At 67.2% G+C, this 16,996-nt stretch carries 16 protein-coding genes; 6 read left to right on the top strand and 10 right to left on the bottom strand.

The window, feature by feature from the left end; translation table 11 throughout:
* Positions 1 to 4: 4 nt before the first annotated feature.
* Positions 5 to 1,180, bottom strand: coding sequence for a cystathionine beta-lyase (gene metC / locus HZ321_RS13105; protein ID WP_181702805.1), 1,176 nt, complete (start codon positions 1,178 to 1,180; stop codon positions 5 to 7).
* 217 nt (positions 1,181 to 1,397) lie between these two features.
* On the opposite strand from metC, the gene HZ321_RS13100 reads away from it, so the two are divergent.
* A complete protein-coding gene (locus HZ321_RS13100; protein ID WP_181702804.1) occupies positions 1,398 to 2,450 on the top strand; it encodes an HD-GYP domain-containing protein in 1,053 nt (350 codons plus the stop codon).
* 25 nt (positions 2,451 to 2,475) lie between these two features.
* On the opposite strand, the gene HZ321_RS13095 is transcribed toward HZ321_RS13100, so the two are convergent.
* Entirely contained in the window at positions 2,476 to 4,644 is a 2,169-nt protein-coding gene (locus tag HZ321_RS13095) for a malate synthase G (protein ID WP_181702803.1), read from the bottom strand.
* A gap of 239 nt (positions 4,645 to 4,883) precedes the next feature.
* On the opposite strand from HZ321_RS13095, the gene HZ321_RS13090 reads away from it, so the two are divergent.
* Positions 4,884 to 6,254 carry a glutamate--cysteine ligase gene (locus tag HZ321_RS13090; RefSeq protein ID WP_181702802.1) on the top strand — a complete coding sequence of 457 codons (1,371 nt, stop codon included), beginning with the start codon at positions 4,884 to 4,886 and terminating at the stop codon, positions 6,252 to 6,254.
* Here HZ321_RS13090 and HZ321_RS13085 read toward each other — a convergent pair whose 3' ends face one another.
* Entirely contained in the window at positions 6,255 to 6,647 is a 393-nt protein-coding gene (locus HZ321_RS13085; RefSeq protein WP_181702801.1) for a thioredoxin domain-containing protein, read from the bottom strand.
* A 200-nt stretch (positions 6,648 to 6,847) separates the two neighbouring features.
* On the opposite strand from HZ321_RS13085, the gene HZ321_RS13080 reads away from it, so the two are divergent.
* Complete coding sequence (locus tag HZ321_RS13080; RefSeq protein ID WP_181702800.1) at positions 6,848 to 7,537, top strand: DUF937 domain-containing protein; 690 nt, start codon at positions 6,848 to 6,850, stop codon at positions 7,535 to 7,537.
* A 74-nt stretch (positions 7,538 to 7,611) separates the two neighbouring features.
* On the opposite strand, the gene HZ321_RS13075 is transcribed toward HZ321_RS13080, so the two are convergent.
* The 3 genes from HZ321_RS13075 to HZ321_RS13065 all read right to left on the bottom strand — a co-directional run bounded on the left by HZ321_RS13075 (position 7,612) and on the right by HZ321_RS13065 (position 8,661).
* The gene (locus HZ321_RS13075; protein ID WP_181702799.1) at positions 7,612 to 7,821 is read right to left on the bottom strand and encodes a glutathione S-transferase; all 210 of its coding nucleotides are present in this window, start codon (positions 7,819 to 7,821) and stop codon (positions 7,612 to 7,614) included.
* On the bottom strand, positions 7,818 to 8,156 hold the full coding sequence (locus HZ321_RS13070) for a DUF1127 domain-containing protein (RefSeq protein WP_181702798.1): 339 nt from the start codon (positions 8,154 to 8,156) through the stop codon (positions 7,818 to 7,820). The genes HZ321_RS13075 and HZ321_RS13070 overlap by 4 nt, the downstream gene beginning before the upstream one ends.
* A 178-nt stretch (positions 8,157 to 8,334) precedes the next feature.
* Positions 8,335 to 8,661: a YjiS-like domain-containing protein gene (locus tag HZ321_RS13065; RefSeq protein ID WP_181702797.1), complete on the bottom strand. Its 327-nt coding sequence runs from the start codon at positions 8,659 to 8,661 to the stop codon at positions 8,335 to 8,337.
* A 218-nt stretch (positions 8,662 to 8,879) separates the two neighbouring features.
* Here HZ321_RS13065 and HZ321_RS13060 point away from each other — a divergent pair, with 218 nt between their 5' ends.
* On the top strand, positions 8,880 to 9,785 hold the full coding sequence (locus HZ321_RS13060) for a LysR substrate-binding domain-containing protein (protein ID WP_342343848.1): 906 nt from the start codon (positions 8,880 to 8,882) through the stop codon (positions 9,783 to 9,785).
* A 20-nt stretch (positions 9,786 to 9,805) separates the two neighbouring features.
* Here HZ321_RS13060 and HZ321_RS13055 read toward each other — a convergent pair whose 3' ends face one another.
* Positions 9,806 to 10,744, bottom strand: coding sequence for a DMT family transporter (locus HZ321_RS13055; RefSeq protein ID WP_181702796.1), 939 nt, complete (start codon positions 10,742 to 10,744; stop codon positions 9,806 to 9,808).
* A 166-nt stretch (positions 10,745 to 10,910) separates the two neighbouring features.
* A complete protein-coding gene (locus HZ321_RS13050) occupies positions 10,911 to 11,522 on the bottom strand; it encodes a LysE family translocator (RefSeq protein WP_181702795.1) in 612 nt (203 codons plus the stop codon).
* Positions 11,523 to 11,675: 153 nt separating this feature from the next.
* On the opposite strand from HZ321_RS13050, the gene HZ321_RS13045 reads away from it, so the two are divergent.
* Both HZ321_RS13045 and HZ321_RS13040 read left to right on the top strand, forming a co-directional pair.
* Positions 11,676 to 12,380: a type 1 glutamine amidotransferase gene (locus tag HZ321_RS13045; protein ID WP_181702794.1), complete on the top strand. Its 705-nt coding sequence runs from the start codon at positions 11,676 to 11,678 to the stop codon at positions 12,378 to 12,380.
* A 157-nt stretch (positions 12,381 to 12,537) separates the two neighbouring features.
* Positions 12,538 to 14,004, top strand: coding sequence for a methyl-accepting chemotaxis protein (locus tag HZ321_RS13040; protein ID WP_181702793.1), 1,467 nt, complete (start codon positions 12,538 to 12,540; stop codon positions 14,002 to 14,004).
* A 27-nt stretch (positions 14,005 to 14,031) separates the two neighbouring features.
* Here HZ321_RS13040 and HZ321_RS13035 read toward each other — a convergent pair whose 3' ends face one another.
* Entirely contained in the window at positions 14,032 to 14,904 is an 873-nt protein-coding gene (locus HZ321_RS13035; protein ID WP_181702792.1) for an alpha/beta fold hydrolase, read from the bottom strand.
* Entirely contained in the window at positions 14,901 to 16,958 is a 2,058-nt protein-coding gene (locus tag HZ321_RS13030) for a lytic transglycosylase domain-containing protein (protein WP_181702791.1), read from the bottom strand. Before HZ321_RS13030 ends, HZ321_RS13035 begins: the two co-directional genes overlap by 4 nt.
* Between the last annotated feature and the right edge of the window lie 38 nt (positions 16,959 to 16,996).

The raw sequence follows: 16,996 nt of genomic DNA, 5'->3' as shown, positions 1-16,996 counted from the left end.
GCTGTCAGCCTGCGGCCGCGTTGAACCGCTCCAGGCCGGCCTCCAGGTCGGCGACGAGGTCGGCGGGATCCTCCAGACCGATGTGCAGGCGCACGACGTGTCCCGGGTCGGTCCAGGTGGTCGCGGTCCGGATCCGGCGCGGATCGGACACGACCGCGAGACTTTCGAAGCCGCCCCAGGAATAGCCGAGCCCGAAATACTTGAGGCCGTCGAGCATCGCCTTCACGGCGCCGATCGGCGCCTCGCGGGTGACGATCGAAAAGAGGCCGCTCGAACCGCAGAAGTCCCGCCGGAACAGGTCGTTGCCGGGATGCGACGGAAGCGCCGGGTGGAGCACGCGGGCCACCTCGGGCCGAGTCTCCAGCCAGCGGGCGATCTGCAGCGCACTCGCCTCGTGCTGGCGCAGGCGGGTGCCCATGGTGCGCAGGCCGCGCAGACCGAGATAGACGTCGTCGGGCCCCACCGAAAGTCCAAGCTGCACGAAGGCGTCCTTCAGGGGCTTCAGCGCTCGTTCGTTGGCGGCCACCGTGCCGAGCATGGCGTCGGAATGACCGACCACGTATTTGGTCGCGGCCATCAGCGAGATGTCGGCGCCGTGCTGAAGCGGGCTGAAGAAGACGGGGGTCGCCCAGGTGTTGTCGACGATCACGAAGGCGCCGGCCTCGTGGGCGGCGGCGGCGATCGCGGGCAGGTCCTGCATCTCGAAGGTGTGCGAGCCCGGCGTTTCGACGTAGACCGCCTTGGTGTTCGGACGGATCAGGTCTCGGATGCCGGCGCCGATCAGCGGGTCGTAGTAGGTGGCCTCGATGCCGAAACGCTTGCCCATCGTGTTGAGGAAGTTGCGGGTCGGGCCATAGACGCTGTCGGTCACCAGCACGTGGTCGCCCATGCCGGCGACCGCGAGGATGGCGGTGGTGCAGGCCGAGAGCCCGGAAGGACAGAGCACCGCGCCGGCCGCGCCTTCGATCGCGACGATCGCCTCGATCAGCGCCGTGGTGGTCGGCGAGCCGTGCCGGCCGTAGGTGTAGGTCTGCTTTCCCGAGAGCATCGTGTCAACGTCGGGGAAGGTGACGGTCGAGCCGTGGAACACCGGCGGATTGACGAAACCCTGGAAATCCCGCGGCTTGAGGCCGGCATGGGTGAGGATCGTGTCGGGGCGCTGCTTGGGTGTGTCGGCCATCGGGTCCTCTCAACCTGTCGAGCGTTAGCTATCCCATTTGCCGCGCTGACGAAAGCGTCGGCGGGCCGCGCCCATGAAGACGAAGTCGACGGCGCACCCCGTCGTTGGTTGATCAGCGATTTTACGAATACTTAAGCGGGATCGTGCACTTGTGGAACATCCGCAGGGTGAAAGGCCGAGCGCGTTTGCGCCGGCACTGGATCGGGTTCGTATTTGCATGCTGATCACCGTCGTCGACGACTCGCGACTCGCATCGGATGTACGCTCCCTCCTCGGGGAAGCGGAAACCGTGCAGATCGTCCCGGTCGGCAGCCGTTTTCAGCCCCTGCATGAAGGTCGCGCCATCTGGCTCCTGGCCATCGATCTCAGCCGGAAGGCCGCGGTCAAGGACGTGATCCGGACGCTCGGCGCGCGCCGCCTCAACGAGAAGCTGATCGCCATCGTGCCCGGCCATTCCTGGCAGGAGCGGGTGCAGGCGTCCACGCTCGGCGCGACGCAGATGATCAGCGACACGGCGATCGCCCAACTGCTCGCCGACCCTCAGGTCGCGGACGCGCTGGTCAAGCTGCCGGAGAAGGCGAAGCGGCATCCGGTGAAGCGCGAAGCGTTCACCCGGCAGGTGCTGCATTTGCGCGCCTGCTTCGCCGGTCGGCCTGCCCATTCGGCCACGGATGCCACGGCGAGGGCGGTCGATACGACCGTGCGCGCCATCCAGACTGTCGGGCTCATTCCGTGGGTGGACGCGATCGGCGACTTTCCCGACAAGACCCTTACACATACGATGCTGGTGACCGCCTATGCCATCGGTCTCGGCCTCTCCTGCGGTCTGACGCCGGAGAAGCTACACAAGATCGGCGCGGGCGGGCTGCTTCACGACATCGGGAAGCGGGAGATCCCGACGGCGCTCGTCGACAAGCTCGGCCCGCTCACCGCGACGGAGTACCAGATCATTCAGTCGCATCCGGCGATCGGAGTGCGGATGCTTCAGGGAGCCGGCGAGCCCGATGACGACGTGCTCAACATCGTCCAGCACCATCACGAGATGCTGGACGGTTCGGGCTATCCGCACGGGCTGGAGGAGGATGCCATCCCGCCGCTCACCCGCCTGGTGACGGTCGCCGACATCTACGCGGCGCTGGTCGAAAACCGACCCGGCAAACCGGCCCACTCGGCCGACAAAGCCTACCAGCACCTGCAGCGCCTCGGCGACCGGCTCGACCGGTCGCTCGTCGCGCGGTTCAGGTCGGTCGCGCTTGCTCAGGCGGCCTGAGGCTGCCGTCGATCGCCGTTCCGCTTCAGCCAGCCGCCAGCCGCTTGCGTTCCCGCCGCCGGGCGTGGAGCACCGGTTCGGTGTAGCCGTTGGGCTGTTCCCGCCCCTTCAACACAAGGTCCAGCGCCGCGCGAAAGGCGATCGACCCGTCGAAGTCGTCGGCCATGGGCGTGTACTGCGGGTCGGCCGCGTTTTGGGCGTCCACCACCTTGGCCATCCGCCGCATTGTCTCCATCACCTGCGCCGGCGTGACGATGCCGTGGTAGAGCCAATTGGCGATATGCTGGCTGGAGATCCGCAGCGTCGCGCGGTCCTCCATCAGCCCGACGTCGTTGATGTCGGGAACCTTGGAGCAGCCGACGCCCTGGTCGATCCAGCGGACGACGTAGCCGAGGATCCCCTGGACGTTGTTGTCGAGTTCGGCCTGGACGTCCTCCGGGCTCCAGTTGGTGTCGCGAGCGAGCGGGATCGTCAGCAGCTGGTCGCGGTTGGCCGGTTCGCGTCCTGCGATCTCGTGCTGTCGTGACGGCACGTCGACCTGAAGGTAGTGCAGGGCGTGGAGGGTGGCGGCCGTCGGGGAGGGCACCCAGGCGGTGGTCGCTCCGGAGCGCGGATGAGCGATCTTCTCGGTCAGCATCGCGTGCATCCGGTCTGGCGCGGCCCACATGCCCTTGCCGATCTGGGCGTGTCCCGGCAGCCCGCAGGCGAGCCCGGCGTCGACGTTGCCGTCCTCGTAGGCCTTGATCCACGCCGCGTTCTTCATCTCGCCCTTGCGGACCATCGGGCCGGCTTCCATCGAGGTGTGGATCTCGTCGCCGGTGCGATCGAGGAACCCGGTGTTGATGAACATCACCCGGCCGCGGGCGGCGGCGATGCAGGCGCGCAGGTTCACCGAGGTGCGGCGCTCCTCGTCCATGATACCCATCTTCAGGGTTCCGCGACCGAGGTCGAGGCCGTCCTCGACGGCGGCGAACAGCCGGTCGGCGAAGGCGATCTCCTCGGGGCCGTGCATCTTCGGCTTGACGATGTAGACCGATCCCGCCGGGCTGTTGGCACGCCGGCCGTTCGGACCGATGTCGTGCAGGGCGATCGCGGCGGTGACGAGGCCGTCGAGGATGCCCTCGGGGATCTCGCGCCCGTCCGCATCCAGCACCGCGTCCGTGGTCATGAGGTGACCGACGTTGCGCACCAGCATCAGGCTCCGGCCTTTCAGCGTCAGCGCCTCTCCGTCAGGCGTAGTGTAGCGGCGATCGTCGGCAAGCCGGCGCGTGACGGTGCGGCCGCCCTTAACAAAGCTCTCGGAGAGGTCGCCGCGCATCAACCCGAGCCAGTTCCGGTAGACCGCTATCTTGTCCTCGGCGTCGACGGCGGCGACGCTGTCCTCACAGTCCATGATGGTGGAAAGCGCGCTCTCCATGATGACGTCGGCGACGCCGGCCGGGTCCTTCGCCCCGATCGGGTGACCGCGGTCGATTCGGATCTCCAGGTGCAGACCGTGCCGTGCCAGGAGGATGGCTGAGGGCGCGTCCGGAGCGCCGGTGTAGCCGCGGAAGCCCGCGGGATCGGCCAGCCCAGTCTCGGTCCCGTCGCGAAGGGTGACGGCCAGCATACCGTCGGCGATCCGATAGGATGCCGCGTCGGCGTGGCTGCCGATCGTCAGGCCGGCGGCCTGGTCGAGCACGGTCCGGGCGAAGGCGACCACCTTCTCGGCCCGGGCGGCGTCGAAACCGGCCGCGGCAGGCAGAGGTGCGATCGCGTCTGTGCCGTAAAGGGCATCGTAGAGGCTCCCCCAGCGCGCGTTGGCGGCGTTCAGCGCATAGCGGGCGTTCATCACGGGAACGACGAGCTGCGGGCCGGCCAGGGTGCCGATTTCCGGATCGACGTTGGCGGTCGTCACGGCGACGTCGCCCGGATCCGGGACGATGTAACCGATCTCGGCGAGAAACGCTTTGTAGGCCGCGAGATCGACGGGAAGGCTGCGGTGGCTGCGGTGCCACGCATCGATCTTGGCCTGCAGTTCGTCACGGACAGCTAGGAGCCGACGGTTTTCCGGCGCGAACCGATGCACGAGGTCGGCAAGGAGCGCGAAGAAGCTTTCCGTCGAGAGTCCGGTGCCCGGGAGGGCGTCAGAGGCGATGAAATCGCGGAAGGCGCGGTCGACCTTCAGTCCGTCGATGTCGATCCGTTCGGTCATGTTCGCCTCGTCCGCAGGGGTTCTCGATGAGGGTATAGGAGCAGACGATGAGCTCTTGTGTCGAGATGGAGAGAAAGAGAAGCATTGTTTCCACCAAGGCGAAAATCGAGGTTCGTTCCCGCTGTGCGCCGGTAACCTTGCCTGGAGGTGAACGCGTCACATTTCGCTCATCCCGTTGATCGGCCCCGGGCGGGCGGATAGTGTCCGGCTCCCGGAAGGCCCTCGGAGCTTTGCACTTCATGGCGCGCGACACGTCAGACGACACGCCCATCACGTCCCGCGACCAGCTGGTGGAGCGACTGTCGAGCGGCGGCAAGCCGCGGGACCAGTGGCGCATTGGCACCGAGCACGAAAAGGTCGGGTTCCGGAAATCCGATCTCCGTCCAGTGCCCTACGAGGGCCAGGGCGGCGTACGGCAGTTGCTGGAGGGCATGGAAGGCCTGCTCGGCTGGGAACCGATCATCGACAACGGCCTGCCGATCGGCCTCGTCGACCCGACCGGCGGCGGCGCCATCAGCCTGGAGCCCGGCGGGCAGTTCGAACTCTCCGGCGCGCCGGTGGAGACGCTGCACCAGACCTGCTCGGAAACCTGGGCCCACATGGCCCAGGTCCGCGAGATCGCCGATCCGCTCGGTATCGGGTTTCTTGGGCTCGGAATCAGCCCGAAATGGTCGCTCGCCGAAACGCCCGTGATGCCGAAGTCGCGGTATGCGATCATGTCCTCCTACATGCCCGAGGTGGGCACGCGCGGTCTGGACATGATGTTCCGAACCGCCACCGTCCAGGTGAACCTCGACTTTGCCGACGAGGCGGACATGCGCCAGAAGATGCGCGTCTCCGTGGCGCTGCAGCCGATCGCGACGGCGCTGTTCGCCAATTCCCCGATCCTCGACGGCAAGCCGACTGGACGCCTGTCGGAGCGGTCGGAGATCTGGCGCGACACGGACAATGCCCGCTCGGGCATGATTCCCTTCGTGTTCGACGAAGGCTTCGGGTTCGAGCACTATGTCGACTGGGCGCTCGACGTACCGATGTATTTCGTGAAGCGCGACGTCTACCACCGCGCGACCGACGTGACGTTCCGCCAGTACATGGCCGGTGCGCTGAAGGACCGGCTGCCGGGCGTGGTGCCGACGCGCGGGGACTGGGACAACCACCTCTCCACGCTGTTCCCCGAAGTGCGGATGAAACGCTACCTGGAAATGCGGGGCGCCGATTCGGGCCCGACCCGCCGGATCCTGGCGCTGCCGGCGCTGTGGGTGGGTCTGCTCTACGACCAGACTTCGCTCGACGCCGCCACGGAGCTTTCCAAGGACTGGACCAACGCCGAACGCCAGGCGCTTCGCGACGGCGTCCCGACCACCGCGCTTGCAACGCCGTTCCGGAACCGGACGGTGCTCGACATCGCCAGGGACGTGATCGACATCTCGCGCGAGGGCCTGAAGCGCCGCCGTCGTCTCAATCGCGACGGCGCGGACGAGACCGTGTACCTGCAGCCGCTGGAGGAGACGGTCGCACTCGGGAGAACGCCGGCGGAGCTTCTCCTGGAGAAGTTCAACGGCCCGTGGGGCGGCGACATCGACCGGGTCTTCGCCGAATACGCCTACTGATCAGCTGAGCTTGTCCATCTGCTGTTCCAGCCCTCGCCACCCGGTGACGGTGCGCTTCAGCTTGCGATCGTCGAACAGCAGGAACGTGGGCGTGCCGCTGACGCCGTGGGCGCCGGTGTAGACCCAGCGCATGCTCGCCGGCCAATGGTTCGGATCGTTCAGCACCGACAGCGATGGCGAGATGTACTCCTGATAGCGCCAGCCCTTGGATCGTGCGGCGGCGATCAGGCGCGAGCGGTCGCGCGATTCGAATTCGCGGCAGGGTCCGCAGTCGCGCGCGCCGACATAGACCAACACCTTCTCGCCGGTCTCGGAGAGCGGCGGCACGTAGGTCATGTTGTAGATCACCGCGGCAGCGACAGCGGCGGCGAGCACAAGGGCCGATTTGTCCATGGTCACGCCTCTCGCGGCCTACCGGGTTGTGAGGCCTCCAGCTTGCCCTGCATGTATGGACACCCGGTAATTATTCGATGTGAATATTTAGTTCTGTCGTTTTCGGCGAGAAATCCGCGACAACGCCACCGCATTGATGGGATTGTGAGACCATCGGCGGAAGCCGATCATGCGGTCAGTCCCAGCGGAGTCGCGGTTCCATGTTCACATTCGCCGATCTGATGCGCCAGGCCCAGGGTGGACAGGCGCTCGACAACATCGCGGCCGCCTACGGGCTGAAGCGGGAAGATATGGACAAGCTCACCCGTACGCTGCTGCCGCTCTATTCCTGGGGGCTTCAGAAGTCGATGAAGGAGGCGCAGTCGCCGTCCGCCTTCGCCGATCTTCTGGAGCCCGACAAGTTCCGCGCGGCCTTCGACGACGCCCGCGCGGCAGTGTCGCCGGCGGCGACCGAGGCGGGGCGGATCGCCATGGAGAAGCTGTTCGGGTCCGGGGCTGCTGCCAAGGTGATCGCCGAACAGGCCGCCGCAGCGTCAGGCGTCGGGGCCGACGTGGTCTCCAAGGTCCTGCCGACGATGACGGCGACCCTGTTCGGCGGCATCGTCAAGCAGATCGAGGAGAGCCCCTTCGCGCCCATGCTGAAGGCCTGGACCGGTCCGCTCGATGCCACCGCCAACCCCTTCGCCGCCTTCGCCGGTCCCGCGCGGGACGCTATGAGCTCGTTCCTCAAAGGCTACGCGGAAGGCAACGGCAAGCCGGAGCAGGCCGTCGATCCACGTTGGCCGGGTGGCATGGAGGCCTGGGGCAAGATGTTCGAGGCCGGCGTGGAGGCCAACGAGGCGAGCCGCAAGGCCTTCGAGCAGATCTTCGGCGGCTTCGGCAAAGGCTGAGCGGCTGGTGAAAAAAGAAAGGCGGCTCCTCGCGGAGCCGCCCAAGTCGACCGGCAGGGGGCCGGTATCGATGGTCAGGCCGCCAGCTTGCAGCCGACGATCTTCGGCGGCGCCAGGATCGCCGTCTCGAAGGCCACGAGGGCGGCCAGGAAGGCATCACGGGAGCGGCGATCGGCAAATCCGATCACCTTGCCCTTGTAGCGGGTGAGGGCGTCCGCAGAGACCGGCTTGCCGGTCCACGGGCAGACGTCGTTGACGCAATCGTCCAGCGAGAGCTTGGTCATGAAGTCCTCCGGAGGGTCTGGAGCCCGGCGCCGTCGCCCCGCTGACCGCGCGGGCGGCAGCCGGGGATGGTCGCGTCGCGGTCATGGATGATCGCGGCGAGGCGCAGGGACGGGTCCACATCGCCGGGCAACGTCAGCGCGGACCTGAGGTCCGCCCGAGTCAGCCCGATGTCGGTGAGCAGGTAGTCGTCGAGTTCCTCGAGACCTTTCAGCCGGCGGCGATTGCTCATGATCGCCCAGCGCGTGAGAAGCGCGCGAGCCACGCCGCGGAGCACGGTTGCGAAGGTCGCAAAACCGATGGTCGGCCGGCTGGTCGTGGAACGGGTCGTAATCATGGCGTATCCTCCAGAATGCGAAAAAGAACGAAACCGCCGATGACGTTCGGCGCGTGAACGGTTGGGGGTTGCGGGGCTGGTTCGGAATGCACCAAGCTTGAACAGAGGCCGTCGATCAGTCCAACGAATGTTTCTTATGGCACCGATCGACGACGCTCATATGTCGCAAGCATCCATGTCAATTCGCGCCGAACCTCCCGGCCCGTGCCTCGCGACCCTGGGCCCGTTCCGCCGTACGGCGGCCGAGCCGGACCTCCGCCAGCAGAGAGCTGGGCTTCTCGCCCGGTGCACTCGTCAGCGCCCCATGAATATCGCCCCTGGTGACGCCCATATCCGTCAGCATCCTGTCGTCGAGCTCCAGGAGAGCCATGGTCCGGCGGCGGTCGATCTCGGCCGCAACGAGGGCGGCGACCCAACGCGCGGCTCCGAACAGGGCGTCCAGTGCGACGGACTGGATGGATGACGAGCGGCGCGACCGCTGGCCATGGTCGATGATGGTGGTCATGGCAATCACTCCTCTTCAGGCAAGCCTTCCCCGTTGCCGCGGAAGGGGTCCGCCGGCTCGCGTCTGGCTCTGTTTCGATGCTGTCAGTTTGCCGCCGGACTATTGATCAGTCCAACGAATGTTCGTAATCTAAGTCATCACAAACCTTGATGCGTCGGCCTTGAGGACAGGGTGGCGCAGACGGTACCGCCAGGCGACCCGAAAACCCGCGTGGGAGCATGATGACCATGAATGTGCTCGACCTCGACCAGCTGCGCACCTTCGTCGCGATCGCGGAGATGGGCTCCTTCACCGCCGCCGCCGATGTGGTGCACAAGACGCAGTCCGCAGTCTCCATGCAGATGCGGCGGCTTGAGGAGCGCGTCGGCCGGCCCATTTTCACGCGCGACGGCCGGCAGAGCCGGCTGACCGAAGACGGGCGCCGGCTGCTGGAGTATGCCCGTCGGATGATCCGCCTGAACGACGAGACGCTGGCTGCCTTCATCGATCCCGGTCTTGCCGGGACGATCCGGCTCGGCATCCCCGACGACTATGCGGATCGGCTGCTGCCCACCGTGCTTGCCGGTTTCAGCAGGATCAACCCGGCCATCGACATCTACGTGGACTGCCAGCGCACCTTCGTCATCCACGAGATGATCCGCAACGGCGAGCTCGACCTGGGCATCGTCAGCCACGGCACCGTCAACGGCATGGCGAGCGACGTGATCCGCCGCGAACAGCTCTACTGGGTCGGCGCGCGGGACCACTGCGCGCATGAGCTCGACCCGCTGCCGCTGGCGCTCGGGCCGGACGATTGCTGCTGGCGGTCGGAAGCGGTGCGGGCACTCGATCGCATGGGCCGGCGCTTCCGCGTCACCTACACCAGCAGCGCTGCGCTCGCGCTGTCGGGGGCGGTCCTGGCCGGTCTGGCGGTGTCGGTGCTGCCGGAGAGCGCGCTTCGCGGCAACATGCGGATCCTCGGCACGCGCGAGGGGTTCCCGGAGCTCGGCTACACGGAGATCGGTCTGATCCGGGCGGAAACCGCCAAGCATCCGATCCACGAGGCGCTCGCCAACCACATCACCACGTCGCTCGGCAACCTGACGGTCGCCAACAGCGACCCGCTGTCGATCGCGGCGGAGTAGGGCCGGACCGTCGAGCCGCGTCAGCGCTTGCCGCGGCTCAGCACAATCAGGTTGCCGATCATCACCGCGACGAGGCCGACGACCGCCACCGGGGTCCAGACGTAGCCTTCGAACACCGTGGAGATCCCCAGCGCGAAGACGGGGAAGATGACGGTGGCGTAGCCGGCCCGTGCGGCGCCGATCCGGCCGAGCAGTGTCAGGTAGCTCGCGAAGGCGATGACGGACGACACGACCGCCAGCCAGACGAGGCCGCCGAGGTAGGGCAGGGTCCACTCGACCTCGAAAGTGCGGCCGTTGATCAGCGACAGGGCCAGCATGATCAGCGTGCCGTAGACCATGCCCCATGCATTGGTGGAGACCACCGGCAGCCCGCGCCGCTGGTTGAAGGTCGACATCATGTTGCCGGAGCAGAAGAACAGCGTGCCGGCGATGCACAGGAACAAACCGACGAGGGCGTCGTGGTCCATCTCGGTGCCGGCGATCTCGGGCCAGTAGACGAGGCCGATGCCGGCGAAGCCGATTGCCGCGCCCACCGCGACCCGCGCCTCGATCCGCTGGCGGAACACGGCCGCCGAGAGAAGCAGGTTGAACACCGAGGCCAGCGAGAACACCACCGACAACAGGCCAGAGGCGAGATACTGGCCGCCGAGATAGAACAGGTAGAAGTTGGTGGAGAAAATCAGCGCGCCCTGGATGGCAAAGCGCGCGTGATCGGAGAGGCTGAAACGCCACGGGCGGCCGGCGACCGCGATCCATCCGAACATCACGACGGACGCCAACAGGAAGCGCCAGGCAACGGACACCTCCGGCGCCACCGTTCCCACCTGCATCTTCAACGCGATCCAACTGGTCGACCAGGCGAACACCGTGATGGCGTAGAGCGCGAAATCGAACGCGGTGAAGGTGTGCGCCTTCTGGGCGGCGCGGGACGCGGTGTTGGTGGGCGAGGCGGCAGACATGGGATACGATCCGATTGCGGGGCGGCCTCGGTCGTCAGGCGTCGGTCCGGTGGCCCGATCGTCGGAAGGTCAGTGTCATTGACCGAATGGCTTGCCTGTTCTGCGCTTCCGCGGGCGACACGTCCACCGATGTTTCGTGATCGATTCCATCACACAAATCGATGGATCACCGCGCGACCACTGCAGCAGCAGCGCCGGCCATGGCCGCGCCGGCCGTGCGATTCAGCCGACGGAGCGCGGTCGGGCTGCGAAACAGATCGCGCGCACCGGCGGCGGCGGCCCCGTAGGCCGAGCCGATCAGCGTCAGGAGCACCATCACCGTGCCGGCGAGTTCGGCGAAGGCTACGGCGTCGATCCGATCGAGCGGCACGATCGTCGGCAGGAGGGCGAGGTAGAAGACCATGGTCTTCGGATTGCCGAGCGTCAGTGAGAGGCCGGCGAGCAGGGTTCGCCAGGGCTTCTCCTCCGCCGCGACGCGGATCTGTTCGGGATCGGGCTTGGCCGTCCAGAGCTTCACGGCGAGGTAGAGCAGGTAGGCCGCGCCGGCATACTTGATGACCAGGAACAGGGTACCGAACTTCATGGCGATGGCCGCCAGGCCGAACACCGCGAAGGTGAGGTAGACGAGGTCGCCCGCCACAAGGCCCAGCACCATCGGGAAGGCGCCGCGGAACCCGCCGCCGAGGCCGCGCGCCACAATGGCGGCCATGCCCGGGCCGGGCGAGGCGGCGGCAATGGCGAAGGCGACCGCGAAGGCGGCGAGCGTGACCAGGTCCATGGGCGTTCCTCGAATGCTTTTGTCTTCTTCCTTATCAGATCTGGCGCGAAAGGTGCAGCCTGCACCACCCGTTTCTCGCGGCTCCGGCTCGTGCTAAGCAGTTGCACCACCTGACTTTCCCGCCATCCCGCGCATTCATGGACGGAGCCAGCCTTGACCAAGCGGATCCTTGCGGTCGAGAACTTCCCCGGCACCCACCTCGGACTTGTCGGACAGGCCCTGCGGGAAGCGGGAGCGGACGTGGACGTGTGCTTGATGCACGGCGGCCACGGCCTGCCGGAGACGCCGGACGGCTACGATGGCCTCGTCGTCCTCGGCGGCGGCCAGAATGCGCTGGCCGACGAGGCGCATCCCTACCTACCGCACCTTGCGCGGCTGACAACTCTGTTCGGTGAAGAGGACAAGGCGGTGCTCGGCATCTGCCTGGGCTCTCAGATCGTCGCTCGCGGCTACGGCGGACGAAACATCCTCGGCCGGCCAGCCGAGTTCGGCTGGAAGGAGGTCCGGCCCACCGACGCGGGCCGGGACGATCCGCTGGTGTCCCGATTGGGCTCCGGATCGCCGCTCTTCCACTGGCACAACGACACCTTCGACCTGCCGCCGGGCGCCGTCCGTCTCGCGTCGTCCGACCAGACCGTCAACCAGGCCTTCCGCATCGGACGCGCCGTTTATGGCATCCAGTTCCACTTCGAGGCGGACACCGTCCTCGTGGCCGAGTGGTGCGCGGCCTATCGGGACATGCTCCGCCGCGACGCGCCGGGCTGGGAAGACAAGCACCACGACCTTGCCGCCACCCTCGGCGTTGTCGCCGATCGCGTCGGCCTGGAAATCGCGCGGGCGTGGGTCGAGCTGGTCTGAACGACGCCCCCTTCAGGTCGCCGGACGAACATACGTGGTTACACGTCCTTAAGTATTATCAAACACAATCCAAAGAGGCAGAAAATAAGTTTCTGCTGTAAATAGTTGCGTCTGGGTTGCTCGGTGAGCCGGGCAAGGGGGCAAGATGCGCTTGACCATGTTTAAGAACGACGACAGCGCTGCGACGCTTGCCGCGCTCGGCCGCTCGCAGGCCGTCATCGAGTTCGACCTGACGGGGCGGATCCTTTCGGCGAACGCTAACTTCCTGTCGGCAATGGGCTACACCGACGGGGAGGTGATCGGCCGGCACCATTCGATGTTCCTCGAGCCGCAAGACGCGGCATCCGCGGACTATCGCGCGTTCTGGGACCGCTTGCGGCGCGGCGAGTTCCAGGCTGGCGAATTCCGGCGGATCGGGAAGGGCGGCAAGGAGGTCTGGATCGAGGCGACCTACAATCCGCTTCTCGGCCGCGACGGCAAACCCACCAAGATCGTGAAGTTCGCAACCGACGTGACGCGCCGCAAGGTTGAGGATGCGGAACGCGCCGGTTGGGTCGCGGCAATCCAGAAGAGCCAGGCTGTCATCGAGTTCGACCTGAATGGCACGATCCTGGACGCAAACGGCAATTTCCTGGCCGCCGTCGGCTATACGCTCGACGAGATCAAGGGCCGGCACCACTCGATGTTCGTCGATGCCGAAGAGCGCCACGGACGCGCGTACCAGGCGTTTTGGTCCGCCTTGAACCGCGGCGAGTTTCAGGTTGCCCAGTACAAGCGTATTGCAAAAGGAGGCCGGGAGATCTGGATCCAGGCGTCCTACAACCCGATCGTCGATCCCGCCGGGCGGCCCTATAAGGTCGTCAAGTTCGCCACCGACATCACGGAGCAGGTGAAACTTCTCGGCGACCTGCGCCATCTCATCGACCGGAACTTCGGTGAAATCGACACGGCGGTGGACAAGACCAGCCGGGAGGCGCTGTCGGTGTCGAGTTCAGCCGACCAGACCGCCGGTAACGTCCAGACCATGGCCGCTGCGTCGGAGGAACTCGCCAATTCGGTCGCCGAGATCGCGTCCAGCATGGCGACGTCGCGCGGGGCCACGGATACGGCTGGAGATCAGGTCCACACCGCGGAGGCGCTGACCCGGAAACTGACGACGGCCACGGCGTCGATGACCGACATCCTCAGCATGATCGCGAACATCGCCGGACAGATCAATCTCCTAGCCCTCAACGCGACGATCGAATCGGCGCGCGCCGGGGAGGCCGGCCGCGGTTTCGCGGTGGTGGCGCAGGAGGTGAAGAACCTCGCCAACCAGGCGGCCAAGGCCACCGACCAGATCAGCGCCGAGATCAACGGGGTCCAGGCCATCTCCGGCGAGGTCGTCGGCGCCCTGGAACTCATCAAGGCTTCGGTGGAGACGATGCGGGCCAACGTCCTGGCGACGGCCGGCGCCGTGGAGGAACAGAGCGTCGTCACGCGCGAGATGTCCGCCAACATGCAGCAGACCGCGTCCGCCGTCTCCTCCATCTCCGGCAGCATCGGGTCGATCGTCAGCGCGGTGACCCAGGTTACCTCCGCGGTATCGAGCACGCGGGAGGCGGCGCGGGTGCTGGCGAGGTAGCGTCGGCCAGCCCTGCCCGGACCCGGTTCATGTGGCGAGGAATGTCCGGATCCGCTCGATGGTCGGCACGTCGGTGAGCAGCGGGGCGTGGCCCTGGTCGGGAACGCGGTGGACCTCGGTCTGCGGCAGCTTGGCGACCATATCGGCGACGGTCTCCTCGGAGAGGAGGTCGGAGTTGACGCCTCGCACCACCAGCACCGGCCGGGCGCCCAGCGCCAGAAAGATCGGCCAGAAAGGCGGGATGCCGACCGCCGAATCGAAGGTGGCGAAGCTCGTCAGCAGTGCGGGGTCGTAGTCGAGCACAGGCACGCCGTTGCCGTCCTCGCGGTACATCTGACGGGCGAAGGTCAGCCAGTCCGCGTCGGCAAGCCTCGTGAAGCTTCGACCCATCGTGGCCTTGAGGTCCGCGATGGCATCGTCCCAACTGGCAACCTGGTGGCCGAGCATCTGGCCCATGCGCTCGCGAATCGCCAGGAGGCCGCCGATTTCGATCACCGGGCCGATGTCGTTGAGCACCACCCGCCCGAGCCGGTCGCCGGCGGTGGCGGCGATCACCATGGCGACGATGCCGCCGCGCGAGGTGCCGACGATGGCGACCTTCGGTATCCCGAGCGCGTCGAGCCCGGCCAGCGTATCCTTGGCCTCCATATCAGGGCGGTAGGTTGCCGGATCGGCATAGCTGGAGCGCCCGCGTCCACGGAAATCCATCGTGATCACGGTGCGCGGCCGATCGCCCGTCGAAAGCGCTTCGGCAAGCACGGTGAAGTCGCGGCCATTGCGCGTCAGCCCCGGCAGGCAAAGCACCGGGAGCGGGCCGGCAGGATCCGGGTCCGGACCGAAGATCCGGCCGGCGAGCCGGGTTCCGTCCTCGCCGGTCCAGCTGAACTCCCGTCCGCTCACGATCCGGCCCCGCGGCGCAGGTCGTCGGCGATGGCGAGCTTGGAGCCGGTCAGCCGTTCCCGGTAGACCTGGAGGTTCTCGGTCACGCGCTGAACGTAGTTGCGCGTCTCGCCGTAGGGGATCGATTCGATCCAGTCCACCGGGTCCACCCGTGGGTCTCGCGGGTCGCCGAAGCGCTGGATCCACTCGTGAACGCGCCGCTTGCCGGCGTTGTAGGCGGCGAAGGTAAGGATATAGGAGCCGTCGAACTCGTCGACGAGTTCGCGCAGGTGAGCCGCGCCCAGCTTGGCGTTGTAGCTCGGGTCGGTCGTCAGCTTCCCGCGCGAGAAGCCGACGCCGAGATTGCGCGCGGTCGCCTGTGCGGTCGAGGGCAGCAGCTGGAGCAGGCCCATGGCGCCGGCGCCGCTGACCGCGGCCGGGTCGAAGGCGCTCTCCTGCCGGGCGATGGCATAGACCATTGCCGCCTCCACCTTGGTCTGGGTGCGCGCGGAGGTCGGGATCGCTTCAAGCGGATAGGCCAGTCGCTCGACGCCGAGGTCGCGTTCGGACGCTATCTTGCCGACCTGGAGGGCGGAGCGGTGATCGCTCAGCCGCTCTGCGTACTGGGTGAGCAACGTGATCTGTCCGGGCGTCGGCAGCAGGCGGGCGAGCTCCGGATAGAGCGTGCGCGCGTCCTTTTCGTATCCGGCGTCGACCAGTCTCGAGAGCACCCGCACCAGCGGGTGACGAGCGAAAGCCTCGGCGTCGCCGGTCGCCGGTTCCGGCACCGGGGGCAGCCCCAGGCTGGCGATGCCGAGCTTCACCTTGGCGAGCTGGCCGTAGAAGGCGATCGGATCCGCCGCCGCCTTCAGGTAGTAGCCGCGCGCCTCCTCCAGCCGACCCGCCGCCTCGGCGCACCGGCCAAGCCAGTAATTCGCGCGCGACCGGGTGATCGGCTTCGATCCCATGTCGGCGAGCGCCTGGAAATGTCGCGTCGCCGTCGCGTGGTCCTTCAGGAAGCGGAGCGCGTACCAGCCGGCGTGGAAATGCGCTTCGGCCAAGGTCTCGTTGTCGCCGCCCTTGTGAGCGGAGGCGACCTTGTAGGCGAGGGCGGCGTTGCCGTTCTCGGCGAGATCGCGGGACACGATGCGGCGCTCGATCCACCAGTGGTCGGGATCGACCAGTTTGATCGGATCGGTCGGCGCCTTCAGGAGGGCCTTCGCCGCGTCCTTGGCGCGGTCATTCCGGCGGTGCCATTCGGCCAACGTGAAGAGATAAACGGCGTCCTTGCGAACCTCCGGCGGCACCTGGTCCAGCTTCTTGCCAGCGGTCTTCTCGCCGCGCACCACGGCGGCGCGCGCCGTCGCCAGCTTCACATAACCCGGTCCGAGGCGTGCTGCGAGGCTCGCGGCCTGCACGATCCGGTCGTTGTACATCAGGAGGTCAAAGCGGGTGCGATGCTGCGCCCGGGTCAGCACGTCACCGAACTCGCGCAGGATCGCGGCATCCTCCTGCGGGGAAAGGGTGTCGGTGGTCCAGTAGCGGCCGAGCACCTCGGCCGCCTCCTTCTTGCGTCCCAGCGCCGTCAGGGCTCGGGTGAGGGCGAGCGTTCCCTGCTCGGTGATCGGCCGGGACCCGGCGAAGGCGGCGACAACGTCGGCCGGCGGCAGCGGCTGGCGGGCAAGCGAGGCCTCGGCCCGTCGGCGCATGATCGCGACGGAGGGCCAGTCGGGATTGCGGGCCGCGAAATCGGTGATCGCCTGCGGCGTCAGGCCTGACACGTCCCGCCGGATCGCAATCCAGGTGACGATGTCGCGCTCGAAGGCCGGCAGGGAGGCGGCGATCGCGTTGGCGGCGGCCAGATCGTTGTCGTCGATGGCCTGAAGCGCCTTGCGCAGGACGGCAGTGGAGACCCCGACGGCCGGCGGCGCAAGATCGGCCGCCGTGGCCAGCGCCGGCTTCAGGAGATCAGGGCCGTCCAGGCGCGCGGCAGGGGACGCGACCGCGGGCAGGGCGATCGCCTGGGCTAGGAACACGGCTATCGTTCGACGGGCAAGACGCGAGGTCCTGGCCATGACACACTCCGCACGCTTCGGTCGGGTGGCCCCACCCA

Origin of the sequence: Chthonobacter albigriseus, assembly GCF_013839445.1 — a bacterium.
In the GTDB taxonomy this organism is placed as follows: domain Bacteria; phylum Pseudomonadota; class Alphaproteobacteria; order Rhizobiales; family Pleomorphomonadaceae; genus Chthonobacter; species Chthonobacter albigriseus.
Note: the sequence above shows the minus strand (reverse complement) of the source record. Positions and strands in the feature narration are given on the sequence as shown.